Below are 23,284 nucleotides of genomic sequence, written 5' to 3'. Positions count from 1 at the left end.
AATTTAAATTAATCTTTATTTTTAATTGCTTTAGCCCCCTTATAAACCGTGCCAAAACATAAATAAGCTATTATTAAAACTACTATGATTACTCTATATTGATTTATAAAACTCATAACTTTTCCCATATAAGGAATATCAAATACTACCTTTCCAACCAACAGATTTCCATCAATAAGCATAGGATCTAAAACATCATTAGCATCACCTTTTGTTTGGAATTTAATATTTTTATCCTTTTCTATTACTTCAACAACTCTATGTGTTGTTAGGTTGCTTGTACTACTTCCTTTAAAAGTTATAATGTCCCCTTCTTTTACCTCATTATCATCTATTTTCTTCACAACAATAAGGCTCCCAGGATTTATAGTTGGGCTCATACTTCCTGTCAAAACATCATAAAACTTGTATCCAAATAATACAACATTACTTAAAATTGACATAATCATAAAAATAAATACTATCGCTATAACAATATAAGAAATAATATCCTTAACTAATTTCCCGTTACTCTTATCACTCATTTAATCACCATTACTTCTAAAGCTTAATCCTCTATATTTTTATCATTTATTAAAATTTGCAACAACACATTTGTAATTAATAACATTTAATTCGTTCCAAATAACAAAAGCATTACTATAGACTTATATATTTTATCTCTTTTGTACAAATCTTAACCTTCTGATTTAGCTACTTTAACTACCATTTATACTAAAATTTAGTTCTATATATTTTTATCATCCATTAAAATCCATAACAACACATTTGTAATTAACAACCTGTAATTTGTTCTAAACAACAAAAAGCATTAATAAGAACTTAATAGTTCTTATTAATGCTTTACCTCTGTAAAATTTCAATTTATATTTTCATTATTAATTTTGATATAAATATATCTTTTTTATCTTTTAAAATTAATTCTCCATTATACTTTTTAATACTTCGTCTAACGTTGTCTAAACCTATACCATGAAACTTTTTATCATGCTTTAACGTTATAAACTTATTATTCTTGATTACTACATTCTCTGAATTGGAATTCTCAACCTTTATCATAAAAAAATCATTTAATATTCTTGATTCAATTTTTATAACTTTTTTAATACTATCATCTTTTATTCTCTCGCATGCTTCTATAGCATTATCTAAAAGGTTTCCATATATAATACATAAATCTAAATCATCTACTGATATATCATTTCTTATTTCAATATCAAAATATATATTAATATTTTTCTTCTTACAAATAGCCTTTTTGCTTACACATATAGCATCTATGATTTTATTGTCACATAATAAGATATCATTATTAATCTTATTGAAAACTTTATCAATGTTTCTAATATAATCTTCTAACTTCTTATATTCATTCTTTTTAATTAAGGCTGATATTATATTATTATGATTATTCATATCATGTTTAATTTTAACAACATCATTATAGTGTTTTTCTAGCTCAGTATGATAATTTGCTTGCTCTTTTATAATCTGATCTAACAATAACTTTTCTTCTTTCATCTCTCTTAATTTAAATCTATATTCTGAATAAGAAATCATTAAGTAACTAGTAAATACCCCTACAATAGAAAATAAAAATAAGAAAATATTAATTTCACTAAAGTTTTCCACATAATAATCATGATTTAATAACTTTAAATTAATCATATATATAATAATTAAAGAAATATTATTTATGAATATTTCTTTTTTCTTATATTTTATATATACTATATTTCTATTTTTCATAATCATTTTAAGCCATATAATAATTAATACTATATATACTACTAAATAAAATAAATTGAACTTTGCATTATTATTTATTCCTAAATTATATTTTTGAAAAATTATAACTATACAAAAAGTTATATTTTGTAAGTTTATTAATGCTATAGCTACTATCCCTATACTATATACAGTAGATAATTTTTCCTGAAGATAAATAGAACTTATAAGTAAAATAACTGAAAAAAATAATACATATTCTAAAATGTAATTACTTAATTCAAAATATATGGAAGATGTACCAAGAATAGCAACTAATAAAAGAGATATAATATTTTTCTGAATCCCACCCTTTTCTAAAACTAAATTGTCAACTAATTTAAAGCTATACCTTAAAACTATAGCTAGTATAAAAATCCTTAATATAATTTCTACCATTTACATTCTTTCCTCAAACTAATTCTAGATAATCAAAAAAAGACTCTTTTAAATTCTGTTTGTATTTTCTTCCAATAGGAATTGTTTCTCCGTTTATTAAAGTTATATCATTTCCATCTATCTCTTTTACTTTTGAAATATTTATAACATATCCCCTATGACATCTAACAAATCCTTTATCTAATAAACTTATTTCTATATTCTCTATTTTTTCATAATACTCCAATTGTTGCTTATCCATATAAACATTTATCTTTCTTTTATTTATTTCAAAGTAATATATATCACTCAAATTAAGAAATTGTTTTTTTCCACCTTTATTTATTTCATAAAAACCTTTATTACTATTTCTGATATCTAAAGCCCTATACAATTCTTTCTTTATTTTGTCTTCACTTGCTGGCTTTAAAATATAATTTACTGCCATTATTTCATATCCATTAAAAACATACTCTTTTGTGCTACTTAATATTATAAATTTAACTGATTTATCTATATTTAATATTTTCTTTGCTATATCTATTCCATTGTATTTTCCAAGCATTATATCTAGAAAAATCACATTATATTCTGGAGTATCTCTTTTATATAATTTAATTAGTTCTTCTGCATCACTAAAGCATTCCGTATTAATAACAATATTATTGTCTAATGCTATTTTTTCTATTATACCTTTAAGATAATTTAAATCATGTATTTCATCATCACATATAGCTATATTAATCATATTATCTCCAATCCTTTAGTTACATTTTTTTCCAACCAATAAATTATATATCATTTACTATTTTTTTACAATATTTACTTATATATTTGATTAAAAACATATTAAAATTATATGATAGTAGGCCTATTTAGATTCTATTTTAAAAAGGATTAATATAAGAAAATTCCTACATTAATCCAAAATAATCATTTATTTTTAATTATTACACACGCTATAAAAACTTCGCCTTTATCCTTTAGGATAAGTTGCCCATTATATTTATTAATGCTTCTTCTGACACTTTCAATACCTATTCCATGATATTTCTTATCTTTCTTTAAAGTTATAAATTTATTATCTTCCCTTATAGATATATCGTCCTTTGAATTTGTTAACTTTATAGTTAAATATCCATTTGATATTTTTGACTGAATATTTATAACTTTTTCCCTATAATTATCACCTATTCTATCACAAGCCTCTATAGCATTATCTAAAAGATTTCCATATATAGCGCATAAATCTAAATCATCTATATTAATATTTTCAGGTACTTTAATATCAAAATTTATGTCTATACCCTTTTCTTCACATATTATTTTTTTACTTAAACATATGGCATCTATTATTTTATTTTTACAAATTAAAATATCCCTTTCTAAATCTATAATATTAGAACAATATTTATCCATATAGTTTTTAAGTTCACTATACTCTTCATTTTGAAGAAGTACTGAGATTATATTATTATGATTATTTATATCATGCTTTATTCTAAATATTTCACTATAATATTTTTCAAGTTCAACATAGTGATTATATTGATTTTTTATTTGCTCATTTAATAAATCAGTCTTTTCTTTAAACTTCTTTGCAGTGCCTTTTGCTATTGAATTTTTGATTATAAACCAACTAATCAATAAATTAGTAGCAGAACAAAATAGCACAAACATTGAAAAACCACTAGTATTACCTAATACGTAAAGATACTGCGCAAATCCCATATTAACCATATAGGAAAATATTAATATCAGCTTTATTCCTAAACTTTTCTCATTTTCAAAACTCTTTTCTATATACTCACTATTATTAATTATTACGTTACTTACTATTTTAAGAGTTATTATTACCAAAGTAATATATAGAACTACAGTTCTTGTTTTATCTAAGCTTTGTATCGAAGTATTAATTTTACTTATATTATTTTTTGTAATTAATTCATAAGATGAAAATATTATATTTTGAAAATTAATTATATTAATAGGTATTATTCCAGATAGGAATAATACCTCTCCTTTACTACTCTTTGTGAACAAAGTTACTATACTTAATAAAACAGAGAATAATAATGTATTCATATTTATATTATCGTTAAAACGAAATGATACTAAGGATAATAATATTGTTGATGTCATAAAAAAATATATACTAATCTTACTAATAAAATTTAAATCATCATTCAATTTCCTTATAATAGATATATTGTATACAGCTATAAAAATACCTGTTGCCAGAAATATAACTTTTGTTTCACTCATCCCCAATATTACTCACAATTTATACCATCTGCAAATAATTAAAGAAAGATTCTTTTAAACTCTCCCTATATTTTCTACCAATTGGAATTACTTGCCCATTCAACAGTCTTATCTCATTACTTTTAAGTTCCTTTATCTTAGATATATTTATAACATAACTTCTATGACATCTTTTAAATCCTTTCTCTTCTAGGTCTCTTTCAACATTTTCTAATTTTTCATAATAATTAATAACATCATCTTTTTTGTATACATTTATTTTTCTATGCTCTACTTCTAAGTAATATATGTCATTCAACTTCAATAACAGTTTGCTTCCATTTTTATTTATTTCATAAAACTCCTCATTACTATTAATTATCTCTATAGCTCTAAGTAATTCTTTTTCAATTCTATCAATAGAAGGCGGCTTTATTATATAATTTACTGCTGATATTTCATATCCATCTAATATAAATTCTTTGCTACTACTTAGAATTATAAATTTTACTGATTCATTAAATTCTATTATCCTTTTTGCAATATCTATTCCATTTGAATCACCAAGAATCATATCTAAAAATACTACATCATATTTTGGTATATCTCTTTGGTAAACACTTAAAAGCTCTCTACCGGAATTAAATTCTTCTATTTTTATTATTATATTATTCTTTATTGCTATCTTTTCTAATATATTTTTTAGATTTATTCGATCATAGCCTTGATCATCACATATAGCAATGTTAACCATAATATTCCTCCTTAAGTTTATTACCCCAATTCCCTTTGATTTTTATTATATATTAAAATTTATTTTATTAAATACTCCGTATATAATTGTATTTAAAATTATATAATAGTTAATATTTATTTTTTATTATTTTGTATTAAACTACTAATATCATGTACTAAACAACATATTTTATCTACTTTTATCTTTTTATGTAAAATTTTTCATACTTGTTAGAAATAAAAAATCCTTCTGATTATCTATATAATCAGAAGGATTTACTTTAATTAAAATATTTATCTATTTCATCTAATATTCTTATACATGCCTTTCCATCTCCATATGGATTTGCAGCATGTGCCATTTTTTCATAAGCTTCTTTATTTGTTAGAAGTTCTTTTGCTTCATTGTATATATTATCAGTGTCTATCCCAGCAAGTTTTATAGTTCCTGCTTCTACTGCCTCTGGTCTTTCTGTTTCTGTTCTAAGAACCATAACTGGTTTTCCAAGAGTTGGTGCCTCCTCTTGTATACCACCTGAGTCTGTCATTATAAGCTTAACTCTTGACATAAGATTTGCAAACTCAACATATTCTAGAGGTTCTATAAGATGAACTCTACCTTTATATTTATCAAAATAACTATGTGCAAGTTCTCTTATTGCAGGATTTTTGTGCATTGGAAATATAACTTCTACATTTTCATCTTCTTCAACTAACCTTATCATCGCTTTAAAGATATTTTCCATTGGTTCTCCCCAATTTTCTCTTCTATGAGTAGTTAATAATATTACATCTTTATTCTTGTAATTTATATCATTTAATACGTCTTGTTCAAATACTAAATTTTCATCTATTACACTTAAAAGTGCATCTATTACTGTATTTCCTGTTATGAATATATTATCAGGATTTACTCCTTCTCTTAGAAGATTATCTCTATTAGTTTCTGTTGGAGCAAAATGCATTGTTGCAATGCTACCAGTTAGTTTTCTATTTGCTTCCTCAGGAAATGGTGAATATATATCATATGTTCTAAGTCCAGCTTCAACGTGTCCTACTGGAACTTGATTATAAAATGCAGCAAGTGCTACATTTAATGTTGTTGAAGTATCTCCATGAACTAGAACTATATCTGGAGTACACTTTTTAATTACTTCATCTACTCCTCTTAAAACCTTAGTTGATATATCTATTATTGTTTGGCCATGTGCCATTATATCTAAATCATAGTCTTGCTTTACATCAAATATCTCAAGTACAGTATCTAGCATATCTCTATGTTGTGCTGTATCACAAACTATTGATTCAAATCTATCATCTCTTTCAAGTGCCTTAACTAAAGGACACATCTTTATACCTTCTGGTCTTGTTCCAAAGACTGATAATACTTTTATAGGTTTCATAATAATCTACCATCCTTATATTATATTTAGCCTATTTTATTATTTCACTATAGTCTAATTTTATTTCTTCTATTTTAGTTGGTTTTTGAATATAGCATCCTTGACCAAAATCAACACCTAAGGCTCTAACAAAATCAAATTCTTCCTTTGTTTCTATGCCTTCTGCAACAATTTTAACTCCAAGCTTTTTAAGCATTGTTATTATATTTGTTGTTACTGTCTTAGTGTACTCATCTTTATCTATATTACAAATAAGCTCTTTATCTAGCTTTACTATATCTGGTTTTATTTTAAGAATTAAAGACTCATTTGCATATCCAGCTCCAAAATCATCAATTGCTATTTGAATATTTTGCTGCCTATATTTATTAAGCATATTTTCCAATTTTTCATTCACATTATAGGATGTTCTCTCGGAAAATTCTACAACTATATTCTTATAATTATCAATTCTATCCATATCTACACCAATGTTTTTAAGTTCATTCTTTGTCTCAGCTACATATCTATATCCATCCTCTTCATTCATCTCACTAAAATTAACATTTATAAATATCTTAATTTTATTGTAGAAAGAAGATCTTATATAATCACTATAAACATTAACGCCAAATTTCATTGCTGCATAATCTTCTAATCCCTTTTCTTTTGCTATATCTAAAAAATCAACTATACTCCTATAAGTTCTATCTTTAATACGGGTTAGTCCCTCTATTCCATAAAGACTCATATCATCTAAATATACAATTGGTTGGAATATACTATAATACTTCCTATCATCTATAACCTTTTGTAATCTTAGCTGCTTTTTATTTATCTTTTTATACTTTTCATACTGATTTTTATTAAAATAATTTAAAGTTGTCTCTGAAGGCTTTCTTATCTTTTTAGCTTCTTGCATTGCAAACTCAGCATATTTATAAAGACCATCCTCTGTTGCAACGTCAAAACTTAAAATAGATATCCCTATTGAGCAGGTCATATTAACTTCTGTATTATTTATTAAAGTATTTATAGTTAATCTAGTCTTTATATCATTTAAGAAAGATTCCATATCTTTTCTTTTATTAAACCCATGTCTATAAACTCCAAATTGATCCCCTACAAATCTAAAAACTACTGTCTTCTCATCACTATAGCCTTTAAGTCTTGCAGCAAAATATTTAATAACTTCATCTCCAAATTCATGTCCATAAATCTTATTGTATGTTTGGAATTCATCTATATCTATAAATAAAAAAGCACCATATGAAAATCTATAATCATCAATAAGCTTTTTTATCTCTCTTTTGTAATTATTCCTATTAATAAGTCCCGTTAGTGGATCTATTCCTTCATCAACTTGATAAGTGATATCACCACTTCTTTCATAAGTAATATCAGTTAAGATAATATCAACTCTATTATTACTTATTATGTGAGCATAAGCCCTAACAAATCGCTCTATACCTTCATCTTTTACTGAATACTCAAATTCAAAATGTTCTTCTTTTTTAGCAGAATCTATAAGTCTATTAAACTCTTCTCTTGAAATTGATATTGCTTTTAAGAAATCATTTAAGGTTATAATATCGCTTGACTTATCATAAAGAAGCTTGAAATTCTTTTGTGAATTAACTCTTTCACTTTTTATCTTTGCAGTTACTATATCTATATTTTCGTTTTTTCTAACTAACGTATCTAACTCTCGTCTTATTATTTCATACTTTTTATTAGTATCTTTATTCATCACCATAATAAATATCCAGATGAGAGCTAAAACCAGACAAAACAATATTAATATAACTGTATTATCTTGCAAATTCCCAGTTTGCATAATAATTAAAGATTCCACACACTTCATCCCCTCAAATATTTAATTAACCCTTTTATACCACACACTAAATTATTGTTATATTCTAACTTTCTGACTTTCCTACATCTGATAATATAATTCCCTTATTATGCTCTAATGCCCAAGATATTCCCCAAGTGTTTTGGAAAATAAGTAAGCTTCTATCTTTTAAATCCTTAACCTTCTTAGTATCTGATGTAAGATTTAATTTATCTACGTCTATGTTTCCATCATCTTCAATCCATCTTACGAATCTATATGGAAGTCTTTCCATCTTAATATCAACATTATATTCATTCTTTAATCTATACTCTAAAACTTCAAATTGAAGTACACCAACAACACCAACTATGATTTCTTCCATACCAATGTGTAACTCTTTAAATACTTGGATTGCTCCTTCTTGAGCTATTTGAGTTACCCCTTTTACGAATTGCTTTCTCTTCATAGTATCTACTGGTCTAACTCTTGCATAATGTTCTGGTGCGAAAGCTGGTATTCCTGCAAATGTGAATTTCTTTGAAGGTGTACAGATAGTATCTCCGATTGAGAATACACCTGGATCAAATACACCAATTATATCTCCAGCATAAGCTTCTTCAACTATTTCTCTATCTTGTGCCATAAATTGTTGTGGCTCTGCAAGTTTAATCTTCTTACCTTGTTGCATATGATAGTAGTCTTTACCCTTTTCAAATTTACCTGAGCAAATTCTCATAAATGCTATTCTATCTCTATGTGCTTTATTCATGTTTGCTTGTATCTTAAATACGAATGCTGAGAAATTATCATCAAATGGATCTATTTCACCTATAGATGAACTTCTTCCAAGAGGTGATGTTGTCATTTCTAAGAAATGCTCTAAGAATGGCTCAACACCAAAGTTTGTAAGAGCTGATCCAAAGAATACTGGTGTTAATTGTCCTTCTCTTACTTTCTCTACATCAAACTCGTCTCCTGCAATATCTAAAAGCTCTATATCTTCCATTAGCTTTTCATGAAGAGCTTCTCCTAATATTTCTTTGAATTTAGGATCATCTACGTCTCCATCAATTGCCTTAACTTCTTTTTGTCCGTGTTCTCCACCTGTAAAGGCTATGATTCTCTTATTATCTCTTTCATATACCCCTTTGAATTCTTTACCTGAACCTATAGGCCAGTTCATTGGGTATGTTTTAATTCCAAGTTCATTCTCAATATCTTCTAGTAATTGGAATGGATCTTGAGCTTCTCTATCCATCTTATTTACAAAAGTAAATATTGGCATTTCTCTAAGTGCACATACATGGAAAAGTTTCTTTGTTTGTTCTTCGACCCCTTTAGCTGCGTCAACTACCATTACAGCTGAATCTGCTGCCATAAGAGTTCTATATGTATCCTCTGAGAAGTCTTGGTGACCTGGAGTATCTAATATATTTATACAGTGTCCTTCATAGTTAAATTGCATAACTGATGAAGTAACTGATATTCCTCTTTGTTTTTCTATTTCCATCCAGTCAGAAACTGCATGCTTTGATGCTTTTCTTGCCTTAACTGAACCTGCAAGTCTTATAGCTCCTCCGTATAATAGGAATTTTTCTGTTAATGTTGTCTTACCAGCATCTGGGTGAGATATAATTGCAAAGGTTCTTCTTTTTTCTATTTCATTTCTTAAATCAGCCAAGATTTTTCCTCCTTAATTTATGTTAATCTAGTTTTATCTACAAATATTATAATCCACTCTCGATTATAACATAGTATTTAGACTTCTGTATATAATTTGGTCTGACAATATACACCTATAATTTACATTTTACATTATTTATTTTAATATCATTATTCTATAATCTTGCCATATAAAAAAGCACCTAAACTTATATTTTAAAAATAAGCTTAGATGCTTTAATTTATAACTGTTCTTTTTAAGGCATAACTCCAATTAAAGACATAAATCCAAATACAACAACCACTATTACTGCAATTACTATTACTATTTTGTGTATTGCTATTTGTTCTTTACTTTCTTCTGGCCTTGAATTAACATGCTTATGTGATACTTGTTTTTCATGTTCTTTGTGTTCTTTGTACTCCTCATGCCTATCCTTACTCATATTCCTAGCTCCCTCACATTCACTAATTTTATGTATAGTATCCTTATTTATAAGTAATAAATTATTTTTACTAATAAAATACTTTCTTATAATCAATATAATACTTCCATAATTTTCAGTAAATGATTATATGAGTTAATTAATCCTTTATTTATAAAATGTTATAAATGTTCAAGATTAACCTACACAAAACTCTAATATAAAGGTCTAAATTAAAGTAAATTATTAGTCTCTCTTTTTCTTTATTAAGAATGCTCCAGCTGCTGTCATTATTCCCCCTAATATAAGACCCATAGTCGGAACTTGTCCTCCTGTATTTGGAATATCATTTGAATTATTACTTTGATTACCAGGTTTATTGTTCTCATATCCTGGTTTATTATTTCCATTTTCAGGCTTATTGTCTACGTCACCTGGCTTGTTATTTCCGTCTCCTGTATTATTTCCATTACCTGGTTTGTTATCCTCTCCCGGCTTATTATCCTCTTCTGGCTTATTGCCATTATTTTGTTGAAGCTCTGATAACTTATTTTCTCCAAACTTTATAACATCATTTAATTTATCTGTAATCTTTTTAACTTCCTCTGGTCCTATATCATCATTATTACATACTTTTTCTGCTTCCAATATACAATCTTCTATCTTCTTTATTACATCATCTGTACCATTATATTTTTTAAGATCATTAATAAGTTCTTTTGCCCTTATTATTAATAATTTTAAATTATCCTTATTTACAATTAAGGACTTATTGAATTCACCTTGAGCTTCTAATAATTCTTTTATAGCTTCATCAACTTTACTTTGACTAGCATTTTTATCATTTAATACGTTAGTTGCAACATCTATAGCTTCCTTATATTTTTTTATTGCAGACGGAGTATATATTCCGGAGGCTCCTTCAAGTTCCTTTTTACCTTCATCTATAATATTCTTTAATGCATCTTTATTTACAACACGTACTCCTTCTTCAAACTTATCTAATGCAGCTTTTAGAGTCTTTGTTATTTCTTTAATTTGCTCAGAGCTTTCTGCCACTTTAAACCCTTTTTCTGATTTTTCTATTGCTGCTTTTAGATCATCTACTGATTCTTTAGAATACTGACCATTACCTTCACCAACTACTGCATTTTTAAGTTTTTCTTTAGCTATACCTAATATAGAATTGTATCCATTTTCTGCATCAGCTATTTCAATATAGCTATCTAACGCTTTGTTTAATTCATCATAGGAATCATCAATTTCTTTTTGAGTAACCTTAACTTTTTCATATACTTTTACTGCATTATCCTTTTCTGTCTTTAATGCATTTATTTTCTCATCTAGTATACTTCTCTCTTCTTCTGTTAACTTATTTAACTTCTCAGTATCTATATTATCTAATACATATTCAACATTACTTATTAATGATGCTAAGTTTATTCTATTAATTGTAACTTTACCTTTATAGAACTCTTTTAATGCTTCTTTAAGCTTATCTATCTCTTGTCCTACTTCCTCTGAATTTATACCTCTCTTTGAAGCTTCTTTAGCAGAATTTATAGCATTTCCTAGAATATCTTTCGACTCTTTACTATATTCTCCAGATAATTCTCCAACCTTTGCACTATCATATACCTTTTGAACCTTTTCTATATAGTTTACTAATGATCCAGTTACATCTGCTTTATATATCTTTAGCTCATTTAAAGTAATATTCTCATTTCCATAAGTAACTCTTATTGCACTTGCAAGTACTGATTGAGGTAACATATCAAGATTGCTTTCTACATTTTTATCATTTGATAATTTATCAACTATAGTCTTCCAGTTTTCATTATCACTTGTATATTCTATCTTATACCTTAGAGCCTCATTTGAACTTTTTATTGTCTCTATTGCAGAAATATCAGATTTTTTATCTAACTTAATTACATATTCTTTTGTATCTCCCTTTATTAATGAAATTGAAGTTTTAGCATCACCATCTACTAAAGGATTCATCTTACCATCAACATTTGGAGTAATAGATGAGTTTATAGCTACATTTTCTGGCTTTGAATACGCCTTTATTTCAGCAATTGCAGGCCAAGCCCCTTGAGCATTTCCAACTTGTGCTTTACCTGTTATTGTTACTATTGTGTTTGTTATATTCTTATTTACTGGAATAACATATGATTTCTCCAATACTTCATTATTGTTTGTCTTATCTAAAACAGTACTTCTATTTCCATTTCCATCTATAACCTCTACCTTGAATTTAAATGGTAATCCCGACTTTTCAAATACTAATTCTAAATTTTCAACAAAGTATTCTTTGCCCAAATCTACATTTGCTTCTGCTGGCATTGCTCCACCACTTGCAACCCATATAGTATTTTCATCCCCATCTGTTATGTTTGATAATGGTTTTCCACCTTCTGCATTACTTCCTGTTACTTTCTTATTTAAAGCAACATTTACAGATTCAATTTCTTCTTTTACTGGTCTTAATGCTTTAACCTCTGCAATTGCAGGCCAAGCTCCTGGCCATTCACCAACATTTGCTTTTCCAGTGAATGATACCTTTATATTTTTAATATTATCATTTACAGGTATCTCGTACGTTCCTTCTAGAACTGATTCATTATTAGTTTTATCTAATATTACTTTCTTATTTCCATCCTTATCTATAGATTCTACCTTAAATTTAAATGGTAACCCCGACTTTTCAAATACTAATTCAACTTTTTCAATATATTCAGAATCAGTTAGATCTATAGTTGCTTCTGATGGTATCTTACCTCCATCTGCTATCCACAATGTATCTTCTTTTCCATCTGTAATATTTGATAATGCACTTCCACCTTGTGCATTACTTCCAGTTACTGGCTTACCTAATGCAACATTTTCGTAATTTACCTTTTCATCCGCACTTTCGTATACCATTATCTCTGTTAATTCTGGAACTAAATTTTTATCAGTACTATTCAAGTTAACTCTAACTTTCTCAGCACTACCTTTATAATCTATATTTATAGTTCCTGTAACCATTCCTTCTGTCTTTTCTGCAATCTTAGTCCATTTACCTCCGATAAATACTTCAACATTATAAGTTATAGGGAAGCCTCCAGCGGCTTGATTAAATGCAATTTGAATTCCATCTACATTATATGATTTTTCAAGATTTAAAGTTAAACTTGCTGGCCATGTAACTCCATTTGCAATCCATGATGTACCTGTATTTCCATCAGTAAGATTTTTAGTTGGATATTCACTATTAGTAGGTACACTACTTTCAACTGTTTTTCCTAAAGCTATATTAACTTTTTCTGCTACACTTCCACTCTCTCCTAAGAATTTTTCCATGTTTGTTACAGAGAATTTCTCCATAGCTATAGTTGCAAGCTCACTTAAATTTTCTCCTGATCCTTCAGTTGGATAAGACTTTTCTTCACTTGACTTTTGAACTGCCCACTCATACTCCATCTTATGCCAATTTATTGATGGAGCTTTCTTTCCAGTTTTCAATTCTTCAGTTAAACCATTAACCCAAGTTTCCCATCTCTTAAGATATAAATCTCCTGTTAGACCAGCCCACTGTCTATTTGAATAATCCTTTAAACTACCATTTTTGTAATCCCCCCAAGTTGTTATAAGAGCTCTTGCATTAAATTCAAATAAATCCTTTGTCCAATCATCAGAACCCTCAAGCATTGTTCTTGAATCTTCTATCCAATTTCCAACTAAGAATTCAGGACTTGTAGATAATATTCTCTCTTGTAATCTTATAAGTTCTAAGAATTGAGTAGATATCTTCTCAAATTTAGCTAAATCCTTCTTCTTATAAGCATTTACCATTTCTTTGTGATATTCTTGAGATGAATTTGCAAGCACTTGCTTTGCAACATCTAGGAAATCATATATAAATGCCTCACTATCCTTTAATTCATCATAAGCCTTTATAAATAATTCTAATGACTTTTCAAATTCCTTCTTGTCATATGGAATCTTATTATTTCCCCAAGTCGATGCACTGTTTATTGTAAAGTCTGGTCTTGAGTTTATAATTGACTCTGCTGCCCCTTGATAGTAATCATTTCTTTTGTTATAAGCTGTTTCTAGAAGTATATCCCAAGCTTCTTTTATATTCTCATTCTCTTTTCCATATCTTCTTTCAATATATTTATAAGTCCAATCTCTAAAATCAACTTTATCCCTAGTCCATATCATATCACTAAGTAATTCATAAACTATTGGACTATTATTTATTGCTTCTGGTGTAATTCCTATCCCCTTCATATTTTTTGAATCTGCATATGCATCTTGTATATTGTTTGCTATTCTCTCTGGTTGTCCGTCAAGACCCATTCTTCCTCCAAAGTTATGAAGCATGTTCCATACCCATGGTACTCCTAAGTCATCAAATCTTTTATATCCTGGATTTAATTCAGAATTCAAATCTAGAATTAGAGCTTGATCCTTATTTTTTAATCCATTTACTTTATTATTAGATGGATTTCCTTGCCAATGTTGTATAACCCAAACTGAATCTTTATCATGTTCAATCATCTTTTCTTGAATTGTTCCGTAAATTCTTCCCTCATCAATCCCTCCAGTATTTCCACCTTCATGGAATGGATCAACTGCATAATAATCTGTTACATCTCCAAATACCTCTTTTTGCTTTTCATAGAATACATCTGCAACTTCTGCAAAATAATCTCTTTTACCATCCTCTACAAAAGTCTTAAGCATATTAGGTCTATCAAATCCACACCACTCACCTTGTGGTAATATTTCAGCATCCTTATTCTTTTCTTTAAAATCTAATGGAACCATACCTGAATATCCTTGAAGCACTGGGTTTATTCCATAAGTTTGCATTCTATCGTGCATCTTTCTTCCAAGTTCAGCTCTATCTTCAAACCAATTGTCTGGAAGTGGTCCTCCAAAACTAGTCATATTCTGCATATAAAACCAAGCAAAATAAGCAGGTCCTGATATAAACTCTTTTACTTCTTCATCAGAATATCCAAATTCATTTAAAGTTCTCCTTAAAACTTCTTCTTGCCCTACTATATCTAAAACTAAGTTATAACCGCTCATTGCAGCCCAATCTAGAAATGCCTCATACTCATCCCAATCCCAGAATGCCATTGTGTATGAATACGTACAAAAATTCAATGCATATCTATGTTCATATGGTGTATCAATAACTATTTTCTTTAAAACTTTAGGCAATTTCTCTGGCATATTTAAATTTGATCCCATCATAGGGTTGTACATTACATTACAATAATTCTTTAAATAATAATTAAAACCTGACGCTAGTGAGACCCCATCATTCCCTCTTATTACTATCTTTCCATCCTTAGAATCTTCAATTTCAAAAACATCATTTCCTGTTGACGTAGCTTTTCTTACCTCAAATTTAAACTTATCTTTATACTCATCTCCTATAACTCTTCCAACCATGTTTGACATTTCTTTTATAGTTTTTTCATTAGCATAAGCTTTATCATTTGTAAAATTATTATATTCTTCAGACCATTTTGTATCATTAAAATTAGTTACTGAAATTGGTTTATCAACTGGCTTTTTATTAGATACTTTCTCTCCATAAATTTCAACTTCTGCAATGTTTGAGTTATTAGATGCAGAGCTAAAAGTTACATCTACTCTAATCTTTGAAGCTGACATATTTCCTAGATTATGAGAATCTCCTTCTGCTTTAGCTAGACTTGAATCACTCTTTTCTGCTACTTTAATGAAATTTTCTCCATCTGAAGAAGCATATATATTATAGTTATAATAACCTTCTAATTTATTAAATATCTTAATTTCTGATAAGCTATACGTTCCATTTAAATCGATTTCAATCCACCTATAATGATTTGAAGATTCCCAGTAAGTAGCTTTATCTCCATCCATAGCTAAGTTAACATCATGACCATTTGTATTGCTTTTAGCTGTTACTGTAACTCCCTCTTTAATATTTCCTTTTTTAATACCTGCTTTTGCTATTAATGGAGCATTCCCTATAAGGCTTGTTACTATTGTTAATGCCATTGCCCTACTAACAATTTTCTTGACGTTTTTCATTGATATTCTCCCCTTTTGAGTATATTTTTATTAATTAATGTAATTTGCACATAAAAAAAAGCTAAAAAAGATAGTAATATATCTTTTTTAGCTTATGCCCATTTTTTATGGTAGCACGCTTTCGTTTGCAATTATTATTCATTTTCTATATTCTAATTATATTTCATATTTTTACCACACTCAACCATTTATTTACATTTTTCTCGTTTTAAATTAACAATATCAACCTTATATTTACATTTACTTTATTTTATTTATTAATATATTTAACTGCCTTTCTAACCTCTTCTGCTACTTTTATTTGAACATCTCTATCAAATGGCTTTGGCATAATATAATCTTCTGAAAGCTCATTAGATTTAACTGAATCGGCAATAGCAAATGCTGCTGCAAGCTTCATTTCTTCTGTTATTCTCTTAGCACCACCATCAAGTGCCCCTCTAAACATACCTGGGAAAGCTAATACATTATTAATTTGATTTTTAAAATCTGAACGTCCTGTTCCAACTACTCTAGCGCCAGCTTCCTTTGCATCTTCTGGGAATATCTCTGGTACTGGATTTGCCATAGCAAAAACTATAGCATCCTTATTCATAGTTTCTACCATTTCCTTTGAAAGAACATTACCAGCTGAAACTCCTATAAATACATCAGCATTCTTTATTACATCAGAAAGTCCACCTTTTTCATTATTTAAGTTTGTAACTTTAACAAGCTCTCTATGAATATCACTTTCTTGTTCCATATCTCTATGAAGTACCCCATTTATGTTGCACATAACAATATTTTTAGCCCCCCATGATAAAAGAAGCTTCGCTATTGCACATCCCGCTGCTCCCGCACCATTTATAACAATTTTTATATCTTCTTTATTCTTATCTACAACTTTTAAAGCATTAATTAAAGCTGATAAAACAACTATAGCTGTTCCATGTTGATCATCATGGAATACTGGAATATCTAATCTTTCTTGAAGCTTCTTTTCTATTTCAAAACAACGTGGTCCTGAAATATCTTCTAAGTTTATTCCACCAAAAGTAGGCGCCATTCTAACTACAGTATCAACAATTTCATCTACATCCTTTGTATCTAAAACTATTGGAATTGCATCAACATCTCCAAACTCTTTAAATAGTACACTCTTTCCTTCCATTACAGGTAGTGCCGCCTCTGGTCCAATATCACCAAGTCCAAGTACCGCTGTACCATCTGAAACAACAGCTACTGTATTCCACTTTCTTGTATATGTATTTACTAATTCTTTATTTTCGTGAATTTTTCTGCAAGGTTCTGCAACTCCAGGTGTATAGGCTAAACTTAAATCCTTCTCATCGTTTACTTTAACTCTTGATTTGATTTCAAGCTTTCCTCTAAGTTCTTTATGAAATTCTAATGCTTCTTCATATATATTCATTTTAACCTCTCCCTTTACCATAATCTTTTCTAATATATTACATTTATTTTTATATTACATTACAATCCTTTAGAATACAACATTTCATAATATTATAAAGAACCCTATATCCATAAAAGAGACTCTTACATCTATTATTACTTTTAAAGTTTGAATTCATTAACGCAAATATATTTCTATACATAAAACTTAAATTTACTAACATAATCGTCTAGTTATAGTTGCTTCTCCTAAAGATACCTCTTCTGCAATTTCTGTTATTGATTTATATATACATTCAAAAGCGTTTTTCTTAAATAGAAATTCTAAATTATATATAAATTGCCTTGAATAAGAGTATATTTTACTCTCCTCAAGGCAAATTTAAGTTATTTTGCTAAATTGTAAATTGCATTTGTAAAAATTTCTGTATTAAGAAGTAAATCGCTAATATTCATGTACTCATCTTTATTATGACCTATTCCTTTTTGTCCTGGAAATGATGGTCCAAAGGCTACTATGTTTGGGAATACCTTAGCATAAGTTCCCCCTGTTGTAGTTACTGGTGTTCCATCAAATCCAGTTACAGTTTCATAAGATTCTTGTAGCTTTTTAAGAAGTTCATGGTCTTTATCAAAGCAGACTGAATCCATTCTTCTGTTTTCAGTTATCTTATATCCTTCATTTATGATACTCTCTATTATACTTATCATATTTTTGTGAGTATAAGTAATTGGATATCTAAATACAACAGATAATCCTATTCGATCTCCATTAATAGATAACTTATATGGATTTACTACTAAACTTCCTGATATATCATCTTTGCACTCTATACCGCTCTTTTCTAATGAATAATTCTCATGGAAGTTTTTATATACAAATTCTATGAACTCTTTTAGTTCACCTGTAAAACTACTATTTCCTATTCCATGTAGAGTTTTACACAATGTTGTAATAGCATTCTCTCCAGCTTCTGGTGCATTACCAGGTGCTTGCGATCCTTTAACACTTATCTTTTCTGAAACTTCAGTTTGCCAATTTATATTCTCTCCATCCAATGATTCTCTTCTAAATATTTCTATCTCCGCGAAATCTGGCACCATATTATTTCTAAAATTACCTTTTATACTTTTTATAATGCAATCTTTAATAGGATTACTCCATATAGTTACATCAAGTATTCCTCTTTCTCCATATACTGCTGGATACTTACAATCTGGAGTAAATCCCATAATTGGTGACTTCTCTTCATTTAGATAATATGGAATATCTTTAAATCCAGTCTCTTCATTTGTACCAAAGATTACTCTTATCTTTTTTGAAATTTTAAGATTTAAATCCTTTATTATCTTCATTCCATAAAGTGCTGCCATTATAGGTCCCTTATTATCTAGAACACCTCTACCAAATATTTTCCCCTCTTTAACTGATAGATCAAAAGGAGGATAAGTCCACCCTTTTCCTGCCGGAACTACATCTACATGTCCAATAATTGCTATATATTCTTCCCCTTCACCGTACTCTGCATACCCAATTGCATTTCCTATGTTCTTCGTTCTAAACCCCAATTTTCTTGATATCCTTAAAGCTTCCTCTAATGCCCTTTTAGGATTTTCTCCAAAGGGTGCATTTAAGGATTTTTTACCTTCAACACTGTTTATTTGAACTAATCTTCGTATACTGCATAAAAGCTCACTTCTATATTCCAAAACCTTCTCATAAATCGCTTCTTCTATAACATCTTTATTTATGCTTTTCATATCTAATTTCTCATCTTCTTTCACAATTATTTAAACCTAGATTATATATACTCTAATCTTTTTTAGTTTAAACCTCTAAACTTATACAATTTAATGATTAATTAGCTATTAGTCAAAAGTTATTGGTGATTTTATTCTCTTAATATAAGCATCAAGCCACTCTTCTGAAGCTTTTTCGTAAGTTGTTTTCCCATCTTTCATTTCATTACAAACATATACTGTTGGCTCTTCATCTTCTGATACAACTGAGAATGAGAAACCTACTATATTAGTTGCAACTCCCCATTCACCTTTGTTATTAAGAGCTACTAGTGAAAGATCTCCTGACTTTCCTCTTCTCTTTACAAGCTTATCATTTAATTCTTGAACCGCCTTATCGCAAGCTTCTTGAGGATGCATTCCCTCTTTCATAAGTCTAACTATTTCATATGAAATACAACCTTTCATTAAATCTTCTCCAAGACCAGTTGCTGATGCTCCACCAACTTCACTATCACAGTAAAAACCTGAACCTGATACCGGTGAATCCCCAACTCTTCCTCTTCTCTTCATGAAAAGTCCACTAGTTGATGTACCAGCTACCATCTTTCCTTCCTTATCTACAGCTATCATACCAACGGTATCATGACCATCATATGGACTTAATCCTTTTTCAATTGTTTCTTTTCTTCTCTTTGTGTAATATCTCTTCGCTCTATCTGTAAGCATATTCTCTCTTTTAAAGCCTTCTTTATGTGCATATTCTTCTGCACCATCCCCAACTAAGAAACAATTAAATCTTTCTTCACTAAGCTTTCTTGCGATACTTATTGGATTCTTAAAATCTTTAATTCCTCCAACTGCACCTATTGAAAGAGTGTCTCCATCCATATATGCAGCATCTAGTTCTACTTCACAATTTTCATTTGGAAGTCCACCAAATCCTACTGATTTATAGTAAGGGAAATCCTCAACAACTTTTATTGCCTTTTCTATTGCATCTCCTGCAAACCCACCCTTTTTAAGATCTTCTGCTGCTTCTGTTATTCCCTCAACTGCCATTCTCCATGTTGCTATCATAGCCCATTTCATAATAAATTCCTCCACTTCTACTGCTTTTCTACTATCCGTTTACTTCTTTTATTCTAAAAACATACTTCTCTTTTTAAATCTTCTACATTTTCTTTTTTAGCAAGTTTAACTGCCATTTTACAGATATTCTCTATTGATTGATTTAATCCAACTCCACCCTTTTTAGGCGTTTTTACAACTATAACTTTATCTTTATATTTTTCTGTTGCTGGATTTTCTAAAGACATAGCTGCAAACGCTGGTATATCTGATTTATTATTTATTTCTTCAGCAAGTCCTCCTGCCATTTCTCCAAAGTTAGGATAGTGAAGAGCTGGTCCACATACTACTACATCTGGACTTAACTTCTTCGCCATCGCTACAAACTTCTTCTTTACTTCTTCTTCATTGTTTTGATAATATAAATCTCCACAATATAATGTAGCAACTATCTCCCCATCCATTTCTTTAAAGTAAGGCTCCATCATCTTTCCTGGTCCTATTATTGATTTTTTTCCAGCTGGTGGTAAATCTGCGTTTTCATCACTTCCCATTCCAGCTTGTACATGATTTAATACTAGTAATACTTTAACCATTGCTCTATCTCTCCTCCTAAACATTTATATCTTATCTAAATATTCTAATTTAAAATTCCTAAATTCTATAACTCTAAATCATCAAAATTTATATCATCATCATCTTCTTCAGCGTTTAATGCTCCATGTTCTTCTTTTAAGTACTGGTTATCAATAGCTTTTATAAATGGAATGTATATTACTATACCTAAAATTATTAATAAGATCTGAAGAACTGAACCTTGCCATCCTGAAACTAAGAAACCTGAAATAACTGGTGGTGTCGTCCATGGAATTTGAACTCCATTAGTATAAGGTACAAGACCACTTAACATTGCAAAATATGAAATAATTATATTGATTGTTGGTATTAAAACAAATGGTGCAAGCATTATTGGATTAAGCATGATTGGTAGACCAAATATAATTGGTTCATTTATACCAAATACCCCTGGTAAGAATGAAAGTTTACCAATCTTAGTAACTCTTTGACTTTTACATACTAAAAGAATTGCAATAAGTAATGATAATGTACTTCCTGCTCCCCCAAAAGTTGCAAACATATCTTGGAACTGTCCTGTTATAATGTTTGGAATATCTTGTCCAGCTTGGAATGCATCTAAATTTTCTACTGATAATGCCTTTAATACTGGGTTAAATACTGCCCCAACAACACTTGATCCATTAATTCCAAAGAACCAGAATCCATGTAGGAATAGATATGCAATAATCATTGCTGGCAATGTATTACCTAATTTTAATAGTGGTACTTGTAGCATCTTAAATACAAAGTTGTGTATTGTCTCGTAAGCTGTTGCTGCAAATATATAATTTACTAAGAAGAATATTATAATAACTATTCCAGCTGGTATTAATGCTTCAAATGATCTTGCAACTGTTGGTGGAACACCAGCAGGTAATTTAATTACCCAACCCTTTTTAAGAATCTTTGCAAATATAGTAACTGAAACAAGAGCAACTATCATTCCAAGGAATAATCCTTTAGAACCAACCCAATCTAGTGGAATACCTTTAACTATATAACTTACATCTTCTCCCTTTGGAGCAAAATCAATCTTATAAGGAGTTACAATAAAGAATGCAACTATAGCTGTTGCTGATGCTTGAATTGCATCAATATCTAATTGTCTTGCTAAACTATAAGCTATACCCATTACAGCTAATATTGTCATAATATCAAATGTTGCTGCAACTGGTGTTGTAAGCTTAGCGGCCCATCCTTCTCCTAAAAATTGTGCTACCCAGTCATTCCATCCTGGAATTGGGAAGTTCGCTATAAGTAAGAAAAGTGATCCTATAATTAAAAGTGGTGTCGAAACCAAGAAACCATCTCTTATAGCTATTAAATATTTATTTCTACCTATAACTTCTGCCATAGGCATTAATATTTTCTCAAGCTTTTTCATAAAAAAGTTCATTTTGTATTTCCCCCTCAATATTAAATTTTGCTATTATATCCAGTAAACTTTAACCCTTTTTACTTCAAATATTGCTTTATCTATTAATGTTTCTTTTATCTTGTTCTTTAGTAAATTACTTTGATGCTTTCTTAATTAATTTAATTGCATGCTTTAATACTTTTTCTCCGTCCATAACTCCATAATCAGCTGCATTTATTGCATCAACTGGTATTCCTAATGGCTCACACTCTTCTTGCATTTTTTTAAGCATAAATCTTACTTGTGGTCCAAGTAATACACAATCAGGTCTTTGCTCTTGAATTAATGCATGAGCTTTAACACACGGATTTGCTTCAATATGTATGTCTAAGTTATGTTTTTTTACAACCTCTTGCATTTTTGAAACTAAAAGACTAGTTGACATACCTGCGTCACAGAATAAAAATATTTTTTTCATTTATAATTCCCCCTTAGATTTTAATAATTTTTTGAGATTTTAATATTTTATTTACTTATTCCTATATAATAGCAATTAACATGCCAACCTTTTTTACCATCTATAAATGAC

16 protein-coding genes are annotated in these 23,284 nt (G+C 28.9%); all 16 read right to left on the bottom strand.

All coding sequences use genetic code 11. The features are described 5' to 3' along the window. Nucleotides 1-8: 8 nt before the first annotated feature. A complete protein-coding gene (locus K5V21_RS00480; RefSeq protein ID WP_221858268.1) occupies nt 9-524 on the bottom strand; it encodes a signal peptidase I in 516 nt (171 codons plus the stop codon). A gap of 340 nt (nt 525-864) precedes the next feature. Beyond that, nucleotides 865-2,166, bottom strand: a complete 1,302-nt coding sequence (locus K5V21_RS00475) for a sensor histidine kinase (RefSeq protein ID WP_221858267.1) — start codon at nt 2,164-2,166, stop codon at nt 865-867. 13 nt (nt 2,167-2,179) lie between these two features. Continuing rightward, nucleotides 2,180-2,893 (bottom strand): LytR/AlgR family response regulator transcription factor, encoded by a 714-nt coding sequence (locus tag K5V21_RS00470; RefSeq protein ID WP_221858266.1) that lies wholly within the window; start codon nt 2,891-2,893, stop codon nt 2,180-2,182. Between the two features lie 185 nt (nt 2,894-3,078). Continuing rightward, nucleotides 3,079-4,410: a sensor histidine kinase gene (locus K5V21_RS00465; protein WP_221858265.1), complete on the bottom strand. Its 1,332-nt coding sequence runs from the start codon at nt 4,408-4,410 to the stop codon at nt 3,079-3,081. Nucleotides 4,411-4,429: 19 nt separating this feature from the next. Next, nucleotides 4,430-5,143, bottom strand: coding sequence for a LytR/AlgR family response regulator transcription factor (locus K5V21_RS00460; protein ID WP_221858264.1), 714 nt, complete (start codon nt 5,141-5,143; stop codon nt 4,430-4,432). Nucleotides 5,144-5,405: 262 nt separating this feature from the next. Then, a complete protein-coding gene (gene wecB, locus K5V21_RS00455) occupies nt 5,406-6,527 on the bottom strand; it encodes a non-hydrolyzing UDP-N-acetylglucosamine 2-epimerase (protein ID WP_221858262.1) in 1,122 nt (373 codons plus the stop codon). Nucleotides 6,528-6,558: 31 nt separating this feature from the next. Continuing rightward, nucleotides 6,559-8,361, bottom strand: coding sequence for a bifunctional diguanylate cyclase/phosphodiesterase (locus K5V21_RS00450; protein ID WP_221858260.1), 1,803 nt, complete (start codon nt 8,359-8,361; stop codon nt 6,559-6,561). 64 nt (nt 8,362-8,425) lie between these two features. Then, nucleotides 8,426-10,024: a peptide chain release factor 3 gene (locus K5V21_RS00445; RefSeq protein ID WP_221858258.1), complete on the bottom strand. Its 1,599-nt coding sequence runs from the start codon at nt 10,022-10,024 to the stop codon at nt 8,426-8,428. Between the two features lie 238 nt (nt 10,025-10,262). Next, nucleotides 10,263-10,451, bottom strand: a complete 189-nt coding sequence (locus K5V21_RS00440) for a hypothetical protein (RefSeq protein ID WP_221858257.1) — start codon at nt 10,449-10,451, stop codon at nt 10,263-10,265. Between the two features lie 225 nt (nt 10,452-10,676). Continuing rightward, nucleotides 10,677-16,514, bottom strand: a complete 5,838-nt coding sequence (locus tag K5V21_RS00435) for an alpha-N-acetylglucosaminidase TIM-barrel domain-containing protein (protein ID WP_221858256.1) — start codon at nt 16,512-16,514, stop codon at nt 10,677-10,679. Nucleotides 16,515-16,764: 250 nt separating this feature from the next. Next, on the bottom strand, nt 16,765-17,928 hold the full coding sequence (locus tag K5V21_RS00430) for an NAD(P)-dependent malic enzyme (protein ID WP_221858255.1): 1,164 nt from the start codon (nt 17,926-17,928) through the stop codon (nt 16,765-16,767). 368 nt (nt 17,929-18,296) lie between these two features. Further along, nucleotides 18,297-19,670 (bottom strand): dipeptidase PepV, encoded by a 1,374-nt coding sequence (gene pepV, locus K5V21_RS00425; protein ID WP_221858254.1) that lies wholly within the window; start codon nt 19,668-19,670, stop codon nt 18,297-18,299. 108 nt (nt 19,671-19,778) lie between these two features. Then, a complete protein-coding gene (locus K5V21_RS00420) occupies nt 19,779-20,741 on the bottom strand; it encodes a N(4)-(beta-N-acetylglucosaminyl)-L-asparaginase (RefSeq protein WP_221858253.1) in 963 nt (320 codons plus the stop codon). A 53-nt stretch (nt 20,742-20,794) separates the two neighbouring features. Beyond that, nucleotides 20,795-21,316: a GrdB-related putative oxidoreductase gene (locus tag K5V21_RS00415; protein WP_221858252.1), complete on the bottom strand. Its 522-nt coding sequence runs from the start codon at nt 21,314-21,316 to the stop codon at nt 20,795-20,797. Nucleotides 21,317-21,381: 65 nt separating this feature from the next. Further along, nucleotides 21,382-22,734, bottom strand: coding sequence for a PTS cellobiose transporter subunit IIC (gene celB / locus K5V21_RS00410; RefSeq protein ID WP_407927681.1), 1,353 nt, complete (start codon nt 22,732-22,734; stop codon nt 21,382-21,384). Nucleotides 22,735-22,849: 115 nt separating this feature from the next. Continuing rightward, complete coding sequence (locus K5V21_RS00405) at nt 22,850-23,173, bottom strand: PTS sugar transporter subunit IIB (protein WP_204593150.1); 324 nt, start codon at nt 23,171-23,173, stop codon at nt 22,850-22,852. Nucleotides 23,174-23,284: the final 111 nt, after the last annotated feature.

Origin of the sequence: Clostridium sardiniense (assembly GCF_019753795.1) — a bacterium.
In the GTDB taxonomy this organism is placed as follows: Bacteria; Bacillota; Clostridia; order Clostridiales; family Clostridiaceae; genus Clostridium; species Clostridium sardiniense.
This window is presented reverse-complemented; position numbering and strand designations above follow the sequence as displayed.

Coding starts and splice junctions, on each gene's coding strand:
- K5V21_RS00480 (WP_221858268.1), bottom strand. CDS start 524: ATGAGTGATAAGAGTAACGGGAAATTAGTTAAGGATATTATTTCTTAT.
- K5V21_RS00475 (WP_221858267.1), bottom strand. CDS start 2,166: ATGGTAGAAATTATATTAAGGATTTTTATACTAGCTATAGTTTTAAGG.
- K5V21_RS00470 (WP_221858266.1), bottom strand. CDS start 2,893: ATGATTAATATAGCTATATGTGATGATGAAATACATGATTTAAATTAT.
- K5V21_RS00465 (WP_221858265.1), bottom strand. CDS start 4,410: ATGAGTGAAACAAAAGTTATATTTCTGGCAACAGGTATTTTTATAGCT.
- K5V21_RS00460 (WP_221858264.1), bottom strand. CDS start 5,143: ATGGTTAACATTGCTATATGTGATGATCAAGGCTATGATCGAATAAAT.
- wecB (WP_221858262.1), bottom strand. CDS start 6,527: ATGAAACCTATAAAAGTATTATCAGTCTTTGGAACAAGACCAGAAGGT.
- K5V21_RS00440 (WP_221858257.1), bottom strand. CDS start 10,451: ATGAGTAAGGATAGGCATGAGGAGTACAAAGAACACAAAGAACATGAA.
- K5V21_RS00435 (WP_221858256.1), bottom strand. CDS start 16,514: ATGAAAAACGTCAAGAAAATTGTTAGTAGGGCAATGGCATTAACAATA.
- K5V21_RS00430 (WP_221858255.1), bottom strand. CDS start 17,928: ATGAATATATATGAAGAAGCATTAGAATTTCATAAAGAACTTAGAGGA.
- pepV (WP_221858254.1), bottom strand. CDS start 19,670: ATGAAAAGCATAAATAAAGATGTTATAGAAGAAGCGATTTATGAGAAG.
- K5V21_RS00420 (WP_221858253.1), bottom strand. CDS start 20,741: ATGAAATGGGCTATGATAGCAACATGGAGAATGGCAGTTGAGGGAATA.
- K5V21_RS00415 (WP_221858252.1), bottom strand. CDS start 21,316: ATGGTTAAAGTATTACTAGTATTAAATCATGTACAAGCTGGAATGGGA.
- celB (WP_407927681.1), bottom strand. CDS start 22,734: ATGAACTTTTTTATGAAAAAGCTTGAGAAAATATTAATGCCTATGGCA.
- K5V21_RS00405 (WP_204593150.1), bottom strand. CDS start 23,173: ATGAAAAAAATATTTTTATTCTGTGACGCAGGTATGTCAACTAGTCTT.